The 18,784-nt window shown below is 71.9% G+C and carries 13 protein-coding genes and 3 pseudogenes; 12 read left to right on the forward strand and 4 right to left on the reverse strand.

Going from position 1 to position 18,784, the window contains the following annotated elements; translation table 11 throughout:
- Positions 1-25 precede the first annotated feature (25 nt).
- The 4 genes and pseudogenes from OV079_RS03385 to OV079_RS03400 all read left to right on the forward strand — a co-directional run bounded on the left by OV079_RS03385 (position 26) and on the right by OV079_RS03400 (position 6,860).
- Positions 26-673 (forward strand): RNA polymerase sigma factor, encoded by a 648-nt coding sequence (locus OV079_RS03385; protein WP_267766191.1) that lies wholly within the window; start codon positions 26-28, stop codon positions 671-673.
- Positions 674-758: 85 nt separating this feature from the next.
- Positions 759-4,175, forward strand: a complete 3,417-nt coding sequence (locus OV079_RS03390; protein ID WP_267766193.1) for a WD40 repeat domain-containing serine/threonine protein kinase — start codon at positions 759-761, stop codon at positions 4,173-4,175.
- A gap of 283 nt (positions 4,176-4,458) precedes the next feature.
- Positions 4,459-5,849: pseudogene (locus tag OV079_RS03395) on the forward strand (DUF2403 domain-containing lipoprotein).
- Positions 5,850-6,140: 291 nt separating this feature from the next.
- Complete coding sequence (locus OV079_RS03400) at positions 6,141-6,860, forward strand: glycoside hydrolase family protein (protein ID WP_267778446.1); 720 nt, start codon at positions 6,141-6,143, stop codon at positions 6,858-6,860.
- A 268-nt stretch (positions 6,861-7,128) separates the two neighbouring features.
- Here the strand turns inward: OV079_RS03400 and OV079_RS03405 are convergent, their stop codons facing one another.
- From OV079_RS03405 to OV079_RS57180, 4 genes are all read right to left on the reverse strand, one after another.
- A complete protein-coding gene (locus OV079_RS03405; protein ID WP_267766194.1) occupies positions 7,129-8,988 on the reverse strand; it encodes a TrkH family potassium uptake protein in 1,860 nt (619 codons plus the stop codon).
- Positions 8,949-9,230: a hypothetical protein gene (locus OV079_RS03410; RefSeq protein WP_267766196.1), complete on the reverse strand. Its 282-nt coding sequence runs from the start codon at positions 9,228-9,230 to the stop codon at positions 8,949-8,951. The genes OV079_RS03405 and OV079_RS03410 overlap by 40 nt, the downstream gene beginning before the upstream one ends.
- A 65-nt stretch (positions 9,231-9,295) precedes the next feature.
- Complete coding sequence (locus tag OV079_RS03415) at positions 9,296-9,919, reverse strand: M20/M25/M40 family metallo-hydrolase (RefSeq protein ID WP_420829496.1); 624 nt, start codon at positions 9,917-9,919, stop codon at positions 9,296-9,298.
- Positions 9,814-10,293: a M20/M25/M40 family metallo-hydrolase gene (locus tag OV079_RS57180; protein ID WP_420829390.1), complete on the reverse strand. Its 480-nt coding sequence runs from the start codon at positions 10,291-10,293 to the stop codon at positions 9,814-9,816. Before OV079_RS57180 ends, OV079_RS03415 begins: the two co-directional genes overlap by 106 nt.
- A 381-nt stretch (positions 10,294-10,674) precedes the next feature.
- Between OV079_RS57180 and OV079_RS03425 the strand changes: the two genes are divergently transcribed.
- From OV079_RS03425 to OV079_RS03460, 8 genes and pseudogenes are all read left to right on the forward strand, one after another.
- On the forward strand, positions 10,675-10,812 hold the full coding sequence (locus tag OV079_RS03425) for a hypothetical protein (RefSeq protein WP_267766198.1): 138 nt from the start codon (positions 10,675-10,677) through the stop codon (positions 10,810-10,812).
- A 17-nt stretch (positions 10,813-10,829) separates the two neighbouring features.
- Complete coding sequence (gene kdpF / locus OV079_RS03430; RefSeq protein ID WP_267766200.1) at positions 10,830-10,922, forward strand: K(+)-transporting ATPase subunit F; 93 nt, start codon at positions 10,830-10,832, stop codon at positions 10,920-10,922.
- Positions 10,919-12,652, forward strand: coding sequence for a potassium-transporting ATPase subunit KdpA (gene kdpA / locus OV079_RS03435; RefSeq protein ID WP_267766202.1), 1,734 nt, complete (start codon positions 10,919-10,921; stop codon positions 12,650-12,652). The genes kdpF and kdpA overlap by 4 nt, the downstream gene beginning before the upstream one ends.
- 12 nt (positions 12,653-12,664) lie before the next feature.
- A pseudogene (gene kdpB / locus OV079_RS57185) lies at positions 12,665-14,730 on the forward strand (potassium-transporting ATPase subunit KdpB).
- A gap of 10 nt (positions 14,731-14,740) precedes the next feature.
- The gene (gene kdpC / locus OV079_RS03445) at positions 14,741-15,304 is read left to right on the forward strand and encodes a potassium-transporting ATPase subunit KdpC (RefSeq protein WP_267766203.1); all 564 of its coding nucleotides are present in this window, start codon (positions 14,741-14,743) and stop codon (positions 15,302-15,304) included.
- 137 nt (positions 15,305-15,441) lie between these two features.
- A pseudogene (locus tag OV079_RS03450) lies at positions 15,442-16,777 on the forward strand (DUF4118 domain-containing protein); the annotation flags it as partial.
- 36 nt (positions 16,778-16,813) lie between these two features.
- Positions 16,814-18,019, forward strand: coding sequence for an ATP-binding protein (locus tag OV079_RS55530; protein ID WP_338089050.1), 1,206 nt, complete (start codon positions 16,814-16,816; stop codon positions 18,017-18,019).
- Positions 18,016-18,717: a response regulator gene (locus tag OV079_RS03460; RefSeq protein WP_267766204.1), complete on the forward strand. Its 702-nt coding sequence runs from the start codon at positions 18,016-18,018 to the stop codon at positions 18,715-18,717. Before OV079_RS55530 ends, OV079_RS03460 begins: the two co-directional genes overlap by 4 nt.
- The last annotated feature ends 67 nt before the right edge of the window (positions 18,718-18,784 follow it).

Here is an 18,784-nt window from a genome sequence, read left to right on the forward strand (position 1 = left end):
GAGAAACTCGCGCTAGACTGCACAGGTGGAAGAACAGGCGCTCCTCGAGGCATGGCGCGGCGGCGACGCCGAGGCGGGGCGGCAGCTCATCACCCGCTATTACGCGGCGATCTATCGCTTCTTCTACAACAAGGCCGAGCCGGCGGCGTGCGAGGACCTGGCGCAGGAGACGTTCGAGGTGGTGGTGCGCCGCCGCGACGCGTTCCGCGGCGACAGCCCGTTCCGCGCCTATGTCTACGGGGTCGCCCGGTTCGTGCTGGTGGCGCACATCCGCCGGCGCCAGCGGCACGGCAAGCGCTTCGAGCCGGCCGAGGACAGCGCGATCGACCCGGCGACCGAGGGCTCGGTGACGGCGCTGTTCGCCGACCGCGAGCTCGAGTACATCGTCGTCCAGGCGCTGCGGTCGCTGCCGCTCGACGACCAGATCCTGGTCGAGCTCAAGGACTGGGAGGGGCTGACGCAGGCCGAGCTGGCGGACCTGTTCGAGGCGCCGCAGCCGACGGTGGCGCGCCGGCTGCAACGCGCCCGCACGCGCCTGCGCGAGGCGGTGGAGCGCCTGGTCGCCGACCCGGCCCTGCGCGACGCCAGCGTCCACGGGCTCGACAGCTGCATGCAGAGCATCTACGGCAAGCTGCAGGCCCACCTCGGCCGGGTGCGCGAGCCCGAGCGGTGAGGCCGGTTCGAACAATCGACGAGGGCCCCGCGCGGCGGGGATCAGAAATACTGGCTGCGGACACACCACCGGCGAGGAGTTCGTCATGCCCGTGCCCCACCTTGCCCCGCCCACCGAGATCGTCCGCCGCGCCCAGGACCGGCTGCTCGCCCGCGTGTCCTCGCTGGGCGAATCGTCGGTGACCCTGTCCGAGGAGGCCGCGCCGCCCGCGGTCGCGATCGCAACCCTGCCGGAGGTCGCGGACACGCAGCGCTACGTGTTCCGCGAGGCCCTGGCATCCGGCGGGATCGGGGTCATCCGCCGCGCGGAGGACCGCCGGCTCGGCCGGGTGATCGCGGTCAAGGAGCTGCTGCGCGCCAGCCCCGACGCGCAGCGGCGGTTCGCGCTCGAGGCGGCGATCACCGCCCGGCTGCAGCACCCCGGCGTCGTGCCGCTGTACGACCTCGGCTGGCGCGCCACCGGCGAGCCGTTCTACTGCATGAAGCTGGTCGACGGCGAGAGCCTGGACGCGAAGATCCGCCAGGCCACCACGCTGCCGCAGCGGCTGCGGCTGGTCGAGCACGTGATCGCGGTCGCCGACGCGATCGCCTACGCGCACGACCAGAAGGTGCTGCACCGCGACCTCAAGCCGGCCAACGTGCTGGTCGGGCGCTTCGGCGAGACGGTGGTGATCGACTGGGGCCTGGCCAAGGACCTGACGGCGGTCGACACGGAGATGGCCGAAGGGGCAGGTCCCGAAGACCATGGCGCTTCGGACATGACGCAGGCGGGCACGGTGCTCGGGACGCTGCGCTACATGCCGCCGGAGCAGGCGGCCGGCGAGGTCGTCGACGTGCGCTCGGACGTGTACGCGCTGGGGGCGATCCTCTATCACGTGCTGGCCGGGCAGCCGCCGTTCGCGGCCGTGACCGGGGCCGGGCTGGCGGCGCAGGTGCTGGCCGGAGAGGTCGACGAGCTGCGCCGCGTCGATCCGGCGATTCCGGCCGAGCTGGCGACGATCGCCCAGCGGGCGATGGCCCGCGCACCGGACGATCGCTACCCCGACGCGGCGGCGTTCGCCGAGGAGCTGCGGCGCTTCCAGGCCGGCCAGATGGTGGCGGCGCACTCGTACTCGCTGCGCGAGCGGACGCGCCTGTGGACCCGCACGCACCCGGTGGCGTTCGCCGGCCTGCGGCTGGTGCTGGCGGGCGGCGTGGCGCTCGGGTGGCTGGGCTACGAGCAGGCGCGCACGCGGGCGGAGGCGCGGGCGCAGACCGAGCAGGCCGAGCGCGAGGCGGCGGCGCAGGCCGAGAAGGCGGCGCGCAGCGCGTTCGAACGCCAGGCCGTGGTCGACGCGCAGCGGCTGCAGGCGTCGATCCTGCGCGCGCAGGACATGTCCGAAGAGACCGATCGCACCGACGAGGCGCGGACCATCGCGCGGGCCGCTCTCGGCGAGGCGCTGCGCACCGGCGGGCCGGTCGCGGCGGCCAGTCGGGCGCTGGCGGCGGCGATGACGGCGCCGCGGGCGATCACGACGGTGGGCGCGGCCGACGGCGAATACGTGAGCCACGCCCGCTGGGTCGGCGACGACCAGGTGATCGCCGATGTCGTCGCGGGCAAGCGCCTGCGGCTGTGGGAGGCCGCGAGCGGGCGCATGCTGGCCGACATCGAGGGCGTGACGGGCTTCGGCGTCGCGGCCGACGGCGCGCTCGTGACCGCCGGCCCCGCGGGGCTGGTGCGCCGCGACGCCCGCACCGGCGCCGTGACTGCGAAGCTGGGGGACGAGGACTTGCTCATCGCCATGTCGCCCGATCGCACGCGGGTGGCGACGACCGATGACGCCGGGACCTTCGTGCGCGACGCGATCAGCGGCGCGCTGGTGGCGAGGCTGCCGCGCAAGGGCTACGCCGCGGCCTTCTCGCGCGACAACTCTCGGGTCGTCACCGGCGACAACGGCTACGCGTGGTTGTGGTCGCTGCCCGACGGCCGGCCGATCGGCGACCTGCCGACGTCGGCCCGCATGTACTCGACGGTGGCGATCAGCGGCGACGGCCAGCGCGTGGCGGTCGCGGGCAACGATCATGATATTTATATGTGGGACACCAGCGGCGATTCGCCGCGGCTGGTGAAGCGCGCGGCCGGGCCCGAGCACACGCCGCAGGAGCTGATGTTCACGCGCGACGGGCGGACGCTGATCTCGGTGATCGCCAACGGCACGTGGTTCGCCTGGGACCCGGAGGACGGGCGCCTCATCCGTCGTGTCGACACCCAGCTCCATCAATTCGGCGGCGCCGAGCTGTCGCCCGACGAGCGGTGGCTGGCGGTCGGCGCCGGCGACGGGACAGTGCGGGTGTGGGAGGTCGCGAGCGGAGCGCTGCGCGCGACGTTGCGGACCGACCGCGACTCGGGGATGTCGGTGCAGTTCTCGCCGGACGGGCGCCGCTTGCTCGTCGGTACGGGGGCGGGGCCGACGATGGTGTGGGAGGTGCCGGTGAGCGTGCCGGCGCGGTGGCACGTGCCCGGCTCGCCGACGGCGATGGACATCGACGTCGGCAGCGACCGCCTGGTGATGGCCGAGCCCGGGGCCGTGAGGGTGCATCGCCTCGCCGACGGGGCCGAGCTGGCGCGCTTGCCGGGCGCCGGCGAGGCGCGCAAGCAGGTCGAGCTGTCGGACCGCGGCGTGCTGTTCACTGCGACGGCCGACGGCACGGCCGAGCTGTGGGACGCCGACACCGGGGCGCGCCGGTGCGTGCTGCCGACCCGCGTCAAGCTCGAGCAGCGGCCGATCTTCGTCGCCCACACCGACGGCCTGGTGACGGTCGACGACGACAGCGCCGTCCACGTGTGGTCGAGCCTCGACTGCCGCGGGGTGCATTCGCTGAACGCGCCGCCGCTGCCCTACGGGAGGGTGCGCGGCACGCCGGCCGGACAGATCGTGCTGCCCGGGATCACGCGCCAGCTCGAGCTGGTGGACCCGTGGTCGCCGGAGCGCCGCGTGCAGTTCGAGGGCATGAAGAGCCCGATTTTGCAGGTCGCGTTCAGCAACGACGGCTCGCAGGTGTTCGCGCACGGCTGGCGCGGCGACGCCAAGGCGTGGGACGCCCGCACCGGCGAGACGCTCGCCGAGCTGAAGGGGAGCTCGACGATGATCCTGTCGGCCGTCTACTCGCCGGACGACAGCACGATCTTGACGCTGGACGAGGGCCACTCGGGGCGATTGTGGCGCGCCGAGGACATGTCGCCGCTGGGGCGGCTGGAGGGCCGCCGCAGCTGGGTGATGCTGTCGGCCGTGTTCTCACCCGACGGGTCGCGGATCGCCGCGGCCGATCGCAGCGGCGCCATCGGCCTGTGGGACGCGCGCGACGGCGCGTTCGCGGGGACGGTGGCGCGGCTGCAGAGCGACGCGCCGCTGACCCTGGCGTTCACCGCCGACAGTCAGGACGTGATCGTGGTCGGCGCGCCGCTCGGGGCGGTGCGGCTGCCGGCGACGCCCGAGGGGCTGCTGGCGGCCAGCGAGCCGTGAGCGCGGCGCGACTCGTGACATTGGTGAGACATCGGTTGTCTCGCTTTCTCTGCAGTGATTGAACGGCGGCGCGCCGAGGCTCGTGCGCGGGCGCGGGTCGTGGAACCCCTGTCGGGCGGCGGCCCATGCCCGGGCAGCGGTGCACGGCCTTCGGCAAGCGGGGACGCGCCGCGTCGTTTGCGTTTTGCAGGGTGTGCGCGGTGGATGCATTCGCGCGCGCGACGATCGCGGTGGATTCGCCGCCCGGGGTCGCGGTAGAGTGGGCGCATTGGGGAGGTCGAGGATGCGGCGGACAAGCTCGATTCACGCCTCGGTCGCGCTCGCGTGGCTGCTGGCGTGTACGCCCGGCGGCGCGGACCAGCCGACCGATGGCAGCACCGCGGGGCCCACGGGCTCGCCGGCCACCGGCGCCACGGGTGAGGGCCCGACCGGCGCAGGGCCGTCGACGGGTGGCGAGCACCCCACCACGGGGAGCGTCGATCCGACGGGTGGAGCGGACCCCACCGGCCAGGAGCCGACCGGGGGGCCGGGGCCCGATGTCGGCACGGACCCGACCGGCGGCGGCGATGGGCTGGGGCCGGCCGAATTCGACGCCGACGAGCTCGACGCGCCGTCGCACGGCGGGACGATCACGTTCCAGCAGATCGGCGCGCCGGGCTGGTACCCGAGCCGCCGCGATCCGGCGACGGGGCCGTGCGACGCGTATCAAGCGACACGTGCTGTCTGGCGCAGCACGAGGTCGCGGGCGATCAGCTGACGCCGTGGGACGAGGACCTGATCCTCACATTGCGCGGGCCGCTGCAGCTCAAGCAATTCGCGGCGTATCAGCCGGGCGGCGGCGACCAGTGGACGCTGGCGTCGAGCTGGGACGAGCGCTGGCCGGCCGACGGGCAGGGGCTGGCGTTCAAGGGCAACGAGACCGAATCGCAGGGGTTCCACGGGGTCGTCGGCACCGAGTGTCTGGTCAATGTCTCGACCGCGGCGCCGTTCGCCTGCGGCGAGGGCAGCGTGCCGTTCTGCCCGGCCTCCGACGATACGCAGTACGACGGCTGGGCCGGCTCGAAGCTGTTCGTGCTGCTGGCGCGCATGCCGAACGCCGAGGAGGTCGGCGAGCCGTGCTCGGAGGACATGACCGGCAACTGGTACGACGCGCCGTGGATCGGCCTGAGCCTCGGCGAGCTGGTGCGCGCGGGGGCGTTCTCCAGCTGCCAGTGCTACGCCAAGAACCCCGACGAATGGTACCTCGGCGACGGCTGCGGCCAGTTCAACGTGTGGGAGGTCGTCAACGACAACAACCAGTACCAGAACTTCGGCGTGTTCAGCACCAACTTCTTCGGCTACGCCGGCTACGTCGGCGAGGGGCCGTGCGGCGATCAGTGCGACGTGTCGCAGCTCGGGCCGGAGGTCGACCTGATCGACAAGGGCGAGAACGTCGAGGCGGCCGCGGGCGCGGTGGCCACCCCGAATCAGGGGCCCGGGGCGGCGTTCCGCCGGCCGATCGAGGGCTACCGCTATTTCATCATCCTCATGGACACGGCGTCGCGCACGGTCCAGCTGGCGATCGTACACCCCGAGCAGGTGCCGCCGGCGCTCGCGCCGCTGCTCCCGGGGCTGCCGGGGTCGCTCTCGCAGGCCGCGATCGCGGACGCGCTCGGGCTGCGTCTGCCCCATTGACGGAGAACAAGACGATGACGATTCGCATGACATGGCTTTGGGGACTGGGGCTCGCGATCGGCTGCGGCGCCGCCCGGGGACGGCGACAGCGACGGCGGCTCGGACGGGCCTTCGACCGCGAGCCCGGCGAGCGCCACGGAGACGGGCGCTGCGAGCGGGACGGAGACGAGCGCGGCGAACGGGACGGAGACGGGGCCGGCGACGCCGACGAGCACGGGCGAGCAGCCCGGCACCGACACCGGCGACTCGACCGATTCGGGCGGGGTCGACCGCTCGTCGTGCAAGCGAGGGATCGCCTACGGCTATCATTCGAACGCCGACCTGGCCGCGCTCGCGCCGGGGGTGTCGTGGTGGTACAACTGGGCGGTCCCGCCCGACCAGGACGCGGGTGATTATGCGTCGCTCGACGTCGAGTTCGTGCCGATGTTGTGGGGCGGCGGATCGCTCGACCAGGAACCGCCCATCCCGGAGGGGGCGCGCTACCTGCTGGCGTTCAACGAGCCGAACTTCGGCGCCCAGGCCAACCTGACGCCGCAGGAGGCGGCGGCGTTGTGGCCGCAGGTCGAGGCGGTGGCGGACGCCCACGGGCTCGAGATCGTGTCGCCGGCGCTCAACTACTGCGGCGGGGACTGCAACAAGACCGACCCGTTCGAGTGGTTCGACGAGTTCTTCGCGGCGTGCCAGGGCTGCCGCGTCGACCACCTGGCGGTCCACTGGTACGCCTGCACGCGCGACGCCCTCACCTGGTACATCGGCGAGATGAAGCGCTACGACCTGCCGATCTGGCTGACGGAGTTCTCGTGCCTCGACGCCGAGGACAAGTCGGTCGCGGTGCAGAAGCAATACATGCAGGAGGCGCTCGAGTACCTCGAGGACGAGCCGGCAGTCGCTCGCTATTCGTGGTTCACCGGGCGCTGGGAGGCGACCCCGTCGATCGACCTGCTCGGCGAGTCGGGCCAATTGACGGAGCTCGGCCAGCTGTACGTCAGCGCGCCCGCGAGCTGCCCCTGATCCGGAGGAGCCGCCGGCGCCCATCCACGCTTCATGGCCCGATGCGTCAGGGCGTCGGAATTCCGGTCTGGATGAGCCCGCCCGAGGTAAAGGGAGCGCCGCAGCGCGTCAACGAGCAGCCGAGGCGCCTCTCGAGGCATAGACGGACGAGCGCGGAGATATGCCTCGGCTGGACGTCATCCCTATCGATCCCGGGGCGTCAGGTCTGGCGAATCCCGAGACGCCGACGCACCTCTACTTCGATAGCTCGGGCGAGGTCAAGACGGTGCTAAAGAGTCGGAGACGAAAGCGGGCGAGCGCGGATCAGCCGACCATCAGCTTCGTCTCGGGGAAAGACACGTGGACGCTTCGGGGAGTGCCGAGCGCCAGCGCCAGCGAGATCGGCCCGACGCGGCCGATGAACATGGTGACGATGATCAACCATTTGCCGAGCGCGTTGAGCTCGGCGGTGCCGCCGATCGACAGGCCCACGGTGGCCAGCGCGCTCACTGTCTCGAAGGCGGCCTTCTCGAACGCCATGTCGTGGCTGGCGAGCAGCGCGAAGGTGACGAGGATCGCCACGAGCGTGGCGATCGTCATGATGGTCGCGGCGCGGTAGACGACGTCGTGCGGGATCGTGCGGCGCAGGAGCAGCGCGCGCCTGGTTGCGCGCGAGCGCGGGGATCGCGGCGAGTACCACCGCGAGGGTGGTCGTCTTGATCCCGCCGCCCGTGCTCCCTGGCGAGGCGCCGATGAACATGAAGACGATCATCATCAAGATCGTCGAGCGCTCCAGAGGCACGTAGTCGACGCTGTTGAAGCCGGCCGTCCGCAGGGTCACGCTCTGAAACGTGGCGTTCACCAGCTTGTCCTCGACCGAGAGGCTGGCGAGCGACGCGTCCCACTCCGAGATGGCGTACAGCGCCGTCCCGGCGACGAGCAGCCCGAGCGACATCATCAGGACGAGGCGCGCTTGCAAGGGGAGGCGCCGCTTGTCGCCCCTGGCCCGCCACCACAAGGCGGCGAGGACGGGGAAGCCGAGGCCTCCGAGGAAGATGAGCCCCGCGTGGACGGCCAGGACCCACGGGTCGCTCCGGAACTGGATCAGCGAGTCGCTCCAGAGCGAGAAGCCGGCGTTGCAGAAGGCCGAGATCGCGTGGAACGTCCCGCGCCACAGGGCGTCGAGCGGCGCCATGCCGTAGGCGTAAGCGAACGAGAGTCCGAGCGCCGCGGCGCCCAGCGCCTCGATGGCCAGCGTCGACAGCACGATGAAGCGCGTCAGCTCGTAGGCCGAGCCGGGGCTGGCGAGGTCGAGGACCTCCTCGAGCGCCTGCTCGCCGCGGAGGGCCAGCCGTCCGCCGAGGAGCACCGCGGCGAAGGTCGACAGGACCATGATGCCGAGGCCGCCGAGCTGGATCAGCACGAGGATCACGAGGTGGCCGAAGCTCGAGAAGGCGACTGGCGTGTCGAGCACGATGAGGCCCGTGACGCACGTGGCGCTCATCGCAGTGAAGAGCGTGTCGATGAACGCCAGCGAGCTCCCGGTGACTGACGCCGCGGGGAAGGTCAGCACCAGCGCGCCGGCGAAGGCGAGCAGGCCGAACGTCGAGAGGATCAGCAGCGCCGGGCGCTCGTAGAAGCTCCGCAGCAGGTCCCCGAATACGGGCCCTCCAGCGAGGAGCACCAGCAGCACGCTAGCTTGCAGGATCCACAGAAGGACCAGGGCGACCGTCAGGCTCGTGAGCGCGCCGGGCAGCCAGAAAAGCAGCAGGAGCGCGAGCGCGACGCCGTAGCGCCGACGATGGCGGAGCAGCTGGGCCACGAACGGCGCAGTCATGGCGGTCGTGGCCAGCGCGAACGCCAGCGCCAGCGCCCCGGGGACGAGCGCGTCGCGGAGCGGGTAGCCGATCACTGCGAGGCCGCCGAGCAAGGAGACCAGCAGAGCGTGCTGCGCGGCGGCGCCGTAGCGCTGCTGCCACAGCTCACCGACTTCGCGTTCTCGGGACCGGCGGGCGCGACGAGGGTGCTGGCTGACCGCGAACAGGCTGTCCCCGAGCAGCAACAGATTCCACACGACGAGCACGCCGGCGATCAGCACGTCGACCGCGATCATCGGGATGCCCATGCCGATGTTGAGCGACAGGACCACCGCTCCGCGGGGAGCGCCCAGCGATGTCCGCGGAGGATCGCTACTACTGCCAGGAGCGCGGCGAGGCCGGCGAGGACGCAGTAGACGCCGCCGAGCGTCAAGAGCCGGTCCGGGGCGCCGAGGAAGCTGCCCTCGTGAGCGTCGACGACGATGCGCACGCCGATCGCGCTCAGCACCGTCGCCCCGAGGATGCGCGCGGCTTGAAGTCGACGTGCGGGACGAGGCAGGGACGCGCTCTTCATGCGGCGACCCCGGATGTTTGGCTGGCGCGGGTTAAGAAAGAGGTAAAACGGGGACCGTCCGTCGATCAGTGAGCGGCGACGCGCACGAACCCAGCGAGCATGAGGGTGTAAATCGCCGTCAGCGAGTCGAGGTCGGCGAGGGAGACGTGCTCGTCGGCGCGGTGCACCGGCGTTCCGACGAGACCCAGCTCGACCACGGGGCAGTACGGGTGGATGAAGCGAGCGTCGGAAGTCTCACCGCTGGTGCTGAACTCCGGCCGGCGCCCGACCACCGCATATGCGGCATGCGCAAGCGCCTCGTGCCAGCGGCCCGGGGCGCAGAGGAACGGCTCGGCGTCGCAGCGCAGCTCGAGCTCGTGCGTCTCGTGGAGCTGTGCGGCCGCGAGGCGACGGAGCCGCGACTCGAGCGACGCACGAGTGTGGCAGTCGTTGAACCGGACGTCGAAGCAAGCCTGGGCCTGCCCTGGCGTCACGTGAGTCGCGGCGTTGCTGCCATCGATCGAGGTGATGCTGACGCTCGAAGGTGCGAAGTGAAGCGAACCATGGTCGAGCGGCGTCTCGCCCAGGTGACTCAGGAAGCGAATCAGGCGCGCGAGATGGTTGTCGGCTCGATCGGGGTAGGCGCCGTGGCCCTGCACGCCGCGCACCCGAACCGTCCCGCACATTCGACCGCAGCGACCGATCTTGATCGTGTCACCTGGCGCCCTCTGCGACGTGGGCTCGCCGACGACGCAGATGTCCGAGCGCCGCCGAGCGCCGCCAGATGCGGGAGCAGCCGCGCGGCGCCGCCGACGCCGTCGTGCTCCTCGTCACCCGTGAGCAGCACGCTGATCGTGCCCGGAAAGCCGTGCGGGCGGGCCTCGCAGAAGCGGGCCACTGCGGCGATGAAGCAGGCGATCGCGCCCTTCATGTCGCAGGCGCCGCGCCCGTACAGCACGCCGCCGCGCAGCTCGCCCGCAAAGGGGTCGACCGTCCAGCCCTCGCCGGGCGGGCCGACGTCGACGTGTCCGAAGAACGCGACGTGAGGCGAACCGCTGCCGAGCCGCGCCACGAGGTCGGGCACGGTGTCGCCGCCGGCACCGGCGAAGTCGACGCGTCTGCAGGAGAACCCGCGCGCCGTGAGGGCGCGCGACGCGACGGCGAGCGCGCCGCCATCGGCGGGGGGACGCTCGGACAGCGCAGCAACGAGGCGGCCAGCGGCAGCGGATCGTACGGGTCGTCGAGACTGGGAGGCTCCATCGACTGCGAATCGCTCGGAGTGGTCATGAGCATGGCGAACCGAAGGGTGCGGCCGGCGAGGTTAAGATGGCGCCAAAAGTCGCTCGCTCGTCGATGAGCCGAGAGGGACTCGTAGGAGCGCGACTCGACGAATGCGTGCTGCCGTCGCTGCATTCTTAACCCCGTCTTAACTCGGCCGGATGCAGCTTCTCGAGCGCAGGGGGCCGTGCCGGGCGCAGCTCCGGCTCGCCTTCGATCGGTCCACTCCACGCAGGCCCCGATGACCGACCTCTTCTTCATCGCAGTCGTGCTCGCGTCGTTCGCGGCCTTCTGGGGCTTCATGCGCCTCGTCGGCCGGCTCTGACAAGGAATCCACGTCCCATGACCCTCATGCACTGGCTCGCCGGCCTCGTGTCGATCGGCCTCGGCGTCTATCTCCTCGTCGCTCTCCTCGCCCCGGAGAAGTTCTCGTGACCGCGCAGGCTCTGCTGCTGTGTGGCGCCTACGTGGCGGTCCTGGTCGCCCTGGCGATCCCGCTCGGGAGCTACTGCGCCCGGGTCGTGAGCGGCGAGGCGACGCTCCTGCAGCGCCTGCTCGGCCCGCTCGAGCGACTCCTCTACCGCGCCGCCGGCGTGAGCCCCGACGCCGAGATGCACTGGCGCGACTACACGGTCGCGGTGCTGTGGTTCAACCTGTTCGGAGTCCTGGTCGTCTACGGCCTGCAGCGGCTGCAGCACCTGCTGCCGCTGAACCCGCAGGAGCTCGGCCCGGTCGCGCCGGACCTGGCCTTCAACACGGCGGTCAGCTTCGCCTCGAACACCAACTGGCAGGCCTACGGCGGCGAGACCACGCTCAGCTACTTCACGCAGATGGTCGGGCTGACGACGCAGAATTTCGTGTCGGCCGCCACCGGCATCGCCGTGCTGGCCGCGCTGGCGCGGGCCTTCTCGCGCCGGCGGGCCGAGACGATCGGCAACTTCTGGGCCGACCTGGTCCGCGCGACACTGTACGTCCTGCTGCCGCTGGCGCTCGTCCTCGCGGTCGCGCTGGCCGCCGAGGGGGTGGTGCAGACGTTCGCGCCCGCGGCCGAGGTCGAGCTGATGCGCGCGGCCACCGGTCCCGAGGGACAGGTGATCACCCAGCAGACCATCCCGCTCGGCCCGGGCGCCTCGCAGATCGCCATCAAGCAGCTCGGCACCAACGGCGGCGGCTTCTACAACGTCAACTCGGCGCATCCGCTCGAGAATCCGACGCCGCTGACGAACTTCCTCGAGTGTCTGGCGCTCCTGCTGATCCCGGCGGCGCTGTGTTTGAGCTTCGGCAAGCTCGTGGCCGATCGGAGGCAGGGCTTTGCGGTGCTGGGGGCGATGTTTGCGATCTTCCTGCCGCTGCTCGGCCTGTGCGTCTGGTCCGAAGGACAGCTCGCGCCGCAGCTCGTCGAGCTCGGGGTCGACCCCTCGGCCGGCAACCTCGAGGGCAAGGAGGTGCGCTTCGGCGCCGCCGCGTCCGCGCTGTGGGCGACCGCGACCACCGCGGCCTCGAACGGCTCCGTCAACGCGATGCACGACTCGTTCAACCCGCTGGGCGGGCTGGTGCCGATGTGGCTCATGCAGATCGGCGAGGTCGTGTTCGGCGGGGTCGGCTCGGGGCTCTACGGCATGCTGGTGTTCGCGATCCTCGCGGTCTTCCTGGCCGGTCTGATGGTCGGCCGCACGCCCGAGTACCTCGGCAAGAAGATCGAGGCGTTCGAGGTCAAGATGGCGGCGCTGGTGGTGCTGCTGCCGTCCGCCGGCGTGCTGGTCGGCACGGCGATCGCGGTGGCCAGCGAGTCCGGGCGCGCGGGCATCTCGAACCCCGGCGCGCACGGCTTCAGCGAGGTGCTGTACGGCTTCTCGTCGGCCGCCAACAACAACGGCAGCGCGTTCGCCGGCCTCGGCGCGAACTCGTTCTTTTACAACCTGGCCCTCGGGCTGTGCATGCTCGTCGGTCGCTACGGCATCATCGTCCCGGTGCTGGCGCTGGCCGGCGCCCTGGCCCGCAAGCAGACCGTCCCGCCGGGGCCGGGGACGATGCCGACGCACACCCCGCTGTTCGTGTTCCTTCTCGCCGCGGTCGTCGTCCTCGTCGGCGCGCTGACGTTCGTGCCCGCGCTGGCGCTCGGGCCGATCGTCGAGCACCTGCAGATGACCGGCGCCCACCCCTGAGGTCTCCTCGCCATGCACGCCGCCAAGCACAAGCCCCCGCGCGGGCCGATCGTCCGCCGCGCCGCCGTCGAGGCGTTCATCAAGCTCGACCCCCGGCGCATGATCAGAAACCCGGTGATGTTCGTGGTCGAGGTCGGCAGCGTCCTCACCACGATCCTCGCGGTGCAGGCGCTGGTCGGCGAGGGTGAGGCCTCGTTCGGCTTCATCGCCGGGGTCGCCGCGTGGCTGTGGTTCACGGTGCTGTTCGCCAACTTCGCCGAGGCGCTGGCCGAGGGCCGCGGCAAGGCTCAGGCCGAGAGCCTGCGCAAGGCCCGGCAGCACGTGCAGGCGCGCCGCCTGGCCGAGCGCCACAAGGACGCGCGCGCCGAACAGGTGCCGGCGAGCGCGCTGCGCCGCGGCGACTTCGTGTTGATCCTCGCCGGCGACACGGTCCCCGGCGACGGGGACGTCGTCGAGGGCATCGCCTCGGTCGACGAGAGCGCGGTGACGGGCGAGTCGGCCCCGGTGATCCGCGAGAGCGGCGGGGATCGCAGCGCGGTCACCGGCGGCACGCGCGTGCTGTCGGACTGGATCGTCGTCGAGATCCGCAGCAACCCCGGCGAGACCTTCCTCGACCGCATGATCGCGATGGTCGAGGGCGCCAAGCGCAAGAAGACGCCCAACGAGATCGCGCTCGACATCTTGCTCGCCGGCCTGTCGCTGGTGTTCCTGCTGGCCTGCGCGACGCTGTACCCGTTCTCGCTGTTCGCGCTCGAGGCCCGAGGACAGGGATCTCCGGTCCCGATCACCGTGCTCGTCGCGCTGCTCGTGTGTCTCATCCCCACGACCATCGGCGGCCTGCTGTCGGCGATCGGCATCGCCGGCATGGACCGGCTGATCCGCGCCAACGTGATCGCTACCTCGGGCCGCGCGGTCGAGGCCGCCGGCGACGTCGACGTGCTGCTCCTCGACAAGACCGGGACGATCACGATCGGCAACCGTCAGGCGGTCGAGCTGCTGCCGGCGCCGGGCGTGGAGGTCGAGGCGCTAGCCGAGGCCGCGCAGCTGGCCTCGCTGGCCGACGAGACGCCCGAGGGCCGCAGCATCGTCGTGCTCGCCAAGGACAAGTACGGCCTGCGCCAGCGCGAGCTCGCCAACACCGAGGCGCGCTTCATCGCCTTCACGGCGCACACGCGCATGAGCGGGGTCGACCTCGGCGGGCGAGGATCCGCAAGGGCGCCGCCGACGCGATCGGCAAGCACCTCAAGGCCAAGGGCGGCGGGCTGAGCCCCGATGTCCAGGCCCTCGTGCAGACGATCGCCAGGAGCGGCGGCACGCCGCTGGTGGTCTCCGAGGGCAGCCGCGCGCTCGGGGTGGTGCACCTCAAGGACATCGTCAAGGGCGGGATCCGCGAGCGCTTCGCCGAGTTCCGGCGGATCGGCATCGAGACGATCATGATCACCGGCGACAACCCGCAGACCGCCGGGGCGATCGCGGCCGAGGCCGGGGTCGACAGCTTCCAGGCCGAGGCCACGCCGGAGACCAAGCTGGCGCTGATCCGCAGCAAGCAGGCCGCGGGCCACCTGGTGGCGATGACCGGCGACGGCACCAACGACGCGCCGGCGCTGGCCCAGGCCGACGTCGCGGTGGCGATGAACACCGGCACGCAGGCGGCCAAGGAGGCCGGCAACATGGTCGACCTCGACTCCGATCCGACCAAGCTGCTCGACATCGTCGAGATCGGCAAACAAATGCTGATGACCCGCGGGGCGCTGACCACCTTCAGCGTCGCCAACGACGTCGCCAAGTACTTCGCCATCATCCCGGCCGCGTTCGCGGTGACCTACCCCGACCTGCGCGCGCTCGACTTGATGCACCTGCATTCGCCGCAGAGCGCGGTGCTGTCGGCGGTGATCTTCAACGCGCTCGTCATCATCCTGCTGGTGCCGATCGCGCTGCGCGGGGTCAAGGTGCGGCCGCTGCCGGCCGCGGCGCTGCTCCGTCGCAACCTCCTGATCTTCGGCCTCGGCGGCCTGGTCGCGCCGTTCGTCGGGATCAAGCTGATCGACCTCGCGCTGGCGGCCGTCGCGGTCGCCTGAGAGCTCGGCCATGTCGCAAGCCATTCGTCCCGCCCTCGTACTCCTGTTGTCGCTCACCGTCGTGACCGGCGTGGTCTATCCATGGATCGTCACCGCGATTGCGACCTCTGTGTCCTCCCGCGCAGCGCACGGCTCGCTGGTGACCGCGGAGGCGGGGCCGATCGGCTCGGAGCTGATCGGCCAGAGCTTCGCCGCGCCGGGTGATTTCTGGGGCCGGCCGTCGGCCGTGAACTACGACGCCAGGTCGTCGGGCGCGAGCAACTCGGGTCCGCTGAACGAGGACCTTCACGCGGCGGTGAAGGCCAGGATCGCCGCGCTGCGGGCGGCCGATCCGGAGGCGACCTTGCCGGTCCCGGCCGACCTCGTGTTGGCCTCGGGCTCGGGCCTCGACCCCCACATTTCACCGGCGGCGGCGCGCTACCAGGCGCGGCGGGTCGCGCGGGCCCGCGGGCGCGGAGAGGCCGAGGTGCTGGCGCTGATCGAGGCGCACACGGAGGGGCGCACGTTCGGTATCCTGGGCGAGCCGCGCGTGAACGTCCTCCGCCTCAATCGCGCGCTCGCCGGGGCGCCATGAATCGCAGCGACGACGCCGACGCGCGGCCCGATCCGGAGGCGCTCCTCGAGGTCGCGCGCGCCGAGGAGGCGCGGGCCAGGCGGGGCCAGCTGAAGATCTTCTTCGGCGCCGCGCCCGGGGTCGGCAAGACCTACGCGATGCTCGAGGCGGCCCGGCGCGAGCACGCGGCGGGCGTCGACGTGGTCGTCGGCGTGGTCGAGACGCACGGGCGCAGCGAGACGGCGGCGCTGCTCGAGGGGCTGCCGCGGCTGCCGCTGCGGGCGATCGACTACCGCGGCAAGCGCCTGGCGGAGTTCGACCTCGACGCCGCGCTGGCGCGCGCCGGGGCTGCTGCTGGTGGACGAGCTGGCGCACACCAACGTGCCCGGCTCGCAGCACCGCAAGCGCTGGCAGGACGTCGACCTCTTGCTCGCGCGCGGCGTCGACGTCTACACCACGCTCAACGTCCAGCACCTCGAGAGCCTCAACGACGTGGTCGCGCAGATCACCTGGGTGCGGGTGCGCGAGACGGTGCCGGACGCGGTGTTCGACCGCGCCGACGACGTCGAGCTGTGCGACCTGCCGGCCGACGAGCTGCTGGAGCGCCTGCGCGAGGGCAAGGTGTACCTGCCCGAGCAGGCCCGGAACGCGACCGAGGCCTTCTTTCGCAAGGGCAACCTGCTGGCGCTGCGCGAGCTGGCGCTGCGGCGGATGGCTCAGCGGGTCGACAGCGACGTCCAGGCCTACCGCCGCGCCCACGGCATTCAGGCCACCTGGGCCACGGCCGAGCGGATCCTCGTGTGCATCGGCCCGAGCGAGAACGGCCCGCGGCTGGTGCGGGCGGCCGCGCGGATGGCCGCGGGGCTGCGCGCCGAGTGGATCGCGCTGTACGTCGAGACGCCGCGCATGGCGCTGCGCAAGGACAAGGGCGGGGCGCTGACCGAGACGATCCGTCTGGCCGAGTCGCTCGGCGCGGAGGTGGTGCAGATCGGCGGCGAGCCGATCGCCGCGCGCGTGCTCGAGTACGCCCGCGGCCGCAACGTCACCCGCCTGGTCGTCGGCAAGCCGAGCCGGTCGCGCCTGCGCGAGCTGCTGGGCGGATCGGTGCTCGACTCGCTGGTGCGCGGCAGCGGCGAGATGGACGTGCACGTGATCTCGGGCGACGAGGGGATCCCGACGACGCGACGGGGGCGGCTGCGGGCGGCGGAGAGCCTGCGGCGGGCCCCGCCGCGCGCGTACGCGTGGGCGGTCGCCGGCGTGTGCGGCGTGACGGGCCTGGGCACGCTGCTCTACGCCTACATCGACGTGTCCGACGTCATCATGCTCTACCTGCTGGTGATCATGGTGACCGCGGCGCGCTTCGGCCACGGGCCGTCGACGCTGGCCGCGCTGCTCAGCGTGGCGTCGTTCGACTTCTGCTTCATCCCGCCGTACTACACCTTCGCGGTCGCCGACGTGCGCTACACGCTGACGTTCGCGGTGATGTTGGTGGTGGGCGTCGTGATCTCGGGGCTGACCGAGCGCGTGCGCATGCAGGCCGAGGCGGCGCGGGGCCGCGAGCAGCGGACGGCGATCCTCTACTCGCTGAGCCGCGAGCTGGCGCAGCTGCGCCACAAGAACAGCATCGGCACCAGCGCGGCGCGTCACGTCGCCGAGCTGGCCGGCGGGCGCGTGGTGGTGCTGGTCGCAGGGCCCGACGACGCGCTCACGCCGGTGCAGGGGACCGACGTCGAATTGATCGACGACCCGGTCGAGCAGGCCGCCGCTCGCCAGGCGCTCGAGCGCGGCCCGGCCGGCGCCGGCACCGACACGCTGCCGGCCGCCAAGGCGCTCTACGTGCCGCTGCAGGCCGTGGGACGCACGATCGGCGTGCTCGGCGTGACCACCGGCGAGGCCTCGCGCCTCACGCCCATCGCCGAGCAGGAGCTGCTGGCGGCCATGAGCGGCCAGGTCGCGCTCGCGCTGCACCGCGTGCTCCTGGCCCAGGAGGCGCAACAGGCCGAGCTGCGCGCGCGCACCGAAGAGCTGCGCGGGGCGCTGCTCAGCTCGGTCAGCCACGACCTGCGCACGCCGCTGACCGCGATCGCCACGGCGGCCAGCGTGCTGGCGCAGCCGGGTCCGATGGCCGACGACAAGCGGCGCGAGTTCGCCGGCTCGATCTACGACGAGGCGCTCGGCCTCGGCCGCCTCGTCACCAACCTCCTGCACATGACGCGGCTCGAGACCCCGGGCGTGGCGTTGCGGCGCGAGTGGACGCCGCTCGAGGACCCGATCGGCGCGGCGATGACCCGGATCGAGCGCGACCTCGCCGGCCACGTGGTCCACGTGTCGCTCGCGTCCGACCTGCCGCCGGTGCTGCTCGACGAGGTGCTGTTCGAGCACCTGATGCTCAACCTGCTCGAGAACGCGGCCAAGTACACCCCGCCCGGGAGCCCGATCGACGTGTCGGCGCGGGTCCTCGGCGCGAACATGGTGGTCGAGGTGGCCGACCGCGGCGAGGGCATCCCGGCCGGCCAGGAGGAGCGGATCTTCGACAAGTTCGTGCGGGTCGGCGGGGCGCGGCAGGGCGGGTTCGGGCTCGGCCTGGCGATCTGTCGCGCGATCGCGGTGGCCCACGGAGGCACCTGCGTCGCCCAGAATCGGCCGCAGGGCGGGGCGGTGTTTCGCGTCACGTTGCCGCTCGGAGAAGACACGCGCACGTCCGATGCGACGGTGAGGCAAGGAGCGACGACATGACCGAGGCCTCGGCGCTGATCCTGTTGGTCGAGGACGATCCGACGGTGCGACGCTCGCTGCGGACGATCCTCGTCGATCGCGGGTTCCGCGTGATCGAGGCCGAGACCGCCGCCGAGGCGGTGGCGCGGGCCGGCGAGCACAACCCGGACCTCGTGCTGCTCGACCTCGGCCTGCCCGACCGCGACGGGATCACGGTGGTGACCGCGCTGCGCACGTGGTCGCTGGCGCCGGTGATCGTGCTGTCGGCGCGCGGCCAGGAGGACGACAAGATCACCGCGCTCGACGCCGGCGCCGATGATTATTTGATCAAGCCGTTCAGCGCGAACGAGCTGCTGGCGCGGATCCGGGTGGCGCTCCGCCACGTGGCCCAGCGCTCGCCGAGCCGCGACGCGGTGTTCGAGCTCGGCGACGTCACGGTCGACCTCGGGCGCCGGCTCGTCACGCGGGCGGGCCAGGAGATTCACCTGACGCCGCACGAGTACAAGTTGCTGGAGGTCCTGCTGCGCCACGCCGACCGCGTGGTCACGCATCGCCAGCTGCTCAAGGATGTGTGGGGCCCCGGTCACACCTCCGAGACGCGTTACCTCCGCGTGTACATGGTCGCGCTGCGGCAGAAGCTCGAGCCCGAGCCGGCGCGCCCGCGCTGGCTGCTCACCGAGACCGGTGTCGGGTACCGCCTGCGGCTCGACCGCGATTAGCGTCGTCTTAACCTCGGCGCCGATAGGCTTCACGTCGGTCCATGAGCCCGACGTTCTGTTTGTCCCT

It is taken from the genome of Nannocystis pusilla, assembly GCF_026626665.1.
GTDB classification, from domain to species: domain Bacteria; phylum Myxococcota_A; class Polyangia; order Nannocystales; family Nannocystaceae; genus Nannocystis; species Nannocystis pusilla.

Bases quoted from the DNA above. Each gene is read 5' to 3' on its own strand.
- OV079_RS03390 (WP_267766193.1), top strand. From the start codon at position 759: ATGCCCGTGCCCCACCTTGCCCCGCCCACCGAGATCGTCCGCCGCGCC.
- OV079_RS03460 (WP_267766204.1), top strand. From the start codon at position 18,016: ATGACCGAGGCCTCGGCGCTGATCCTGTTGGTCGAGGACGATCCGACG.
- OV079_RS55530 (WP_338089050.1), top strand. From the start codon at position 16,814: ATGCAGGCCGAGGCGGCGCGGGGCCGCGAGCAGCGGACGGCGATCCTC.
- kdpC (WP_267766203.1), top strand. From the start codon at position 14,741: ATGTCGCAAGCCATTCGTCCCGCCCTCGTACTCCTGTTGTCGCTCACC.
- OV079_RS03410 (WP_267766196.1), bottom strand. From the start codon at position 9,230: ATGAAGAGCGCGTCCCTGCCTCGTCCCGCACGTCGACTTCAAGCCGCG.
- kdpF (WP_267766200.1), top strand. From the start codon at position 10,830: ATGACCCTCATGCACTGGCTCGCCGGCCTCGTGTCGATCGGCCTCGGC.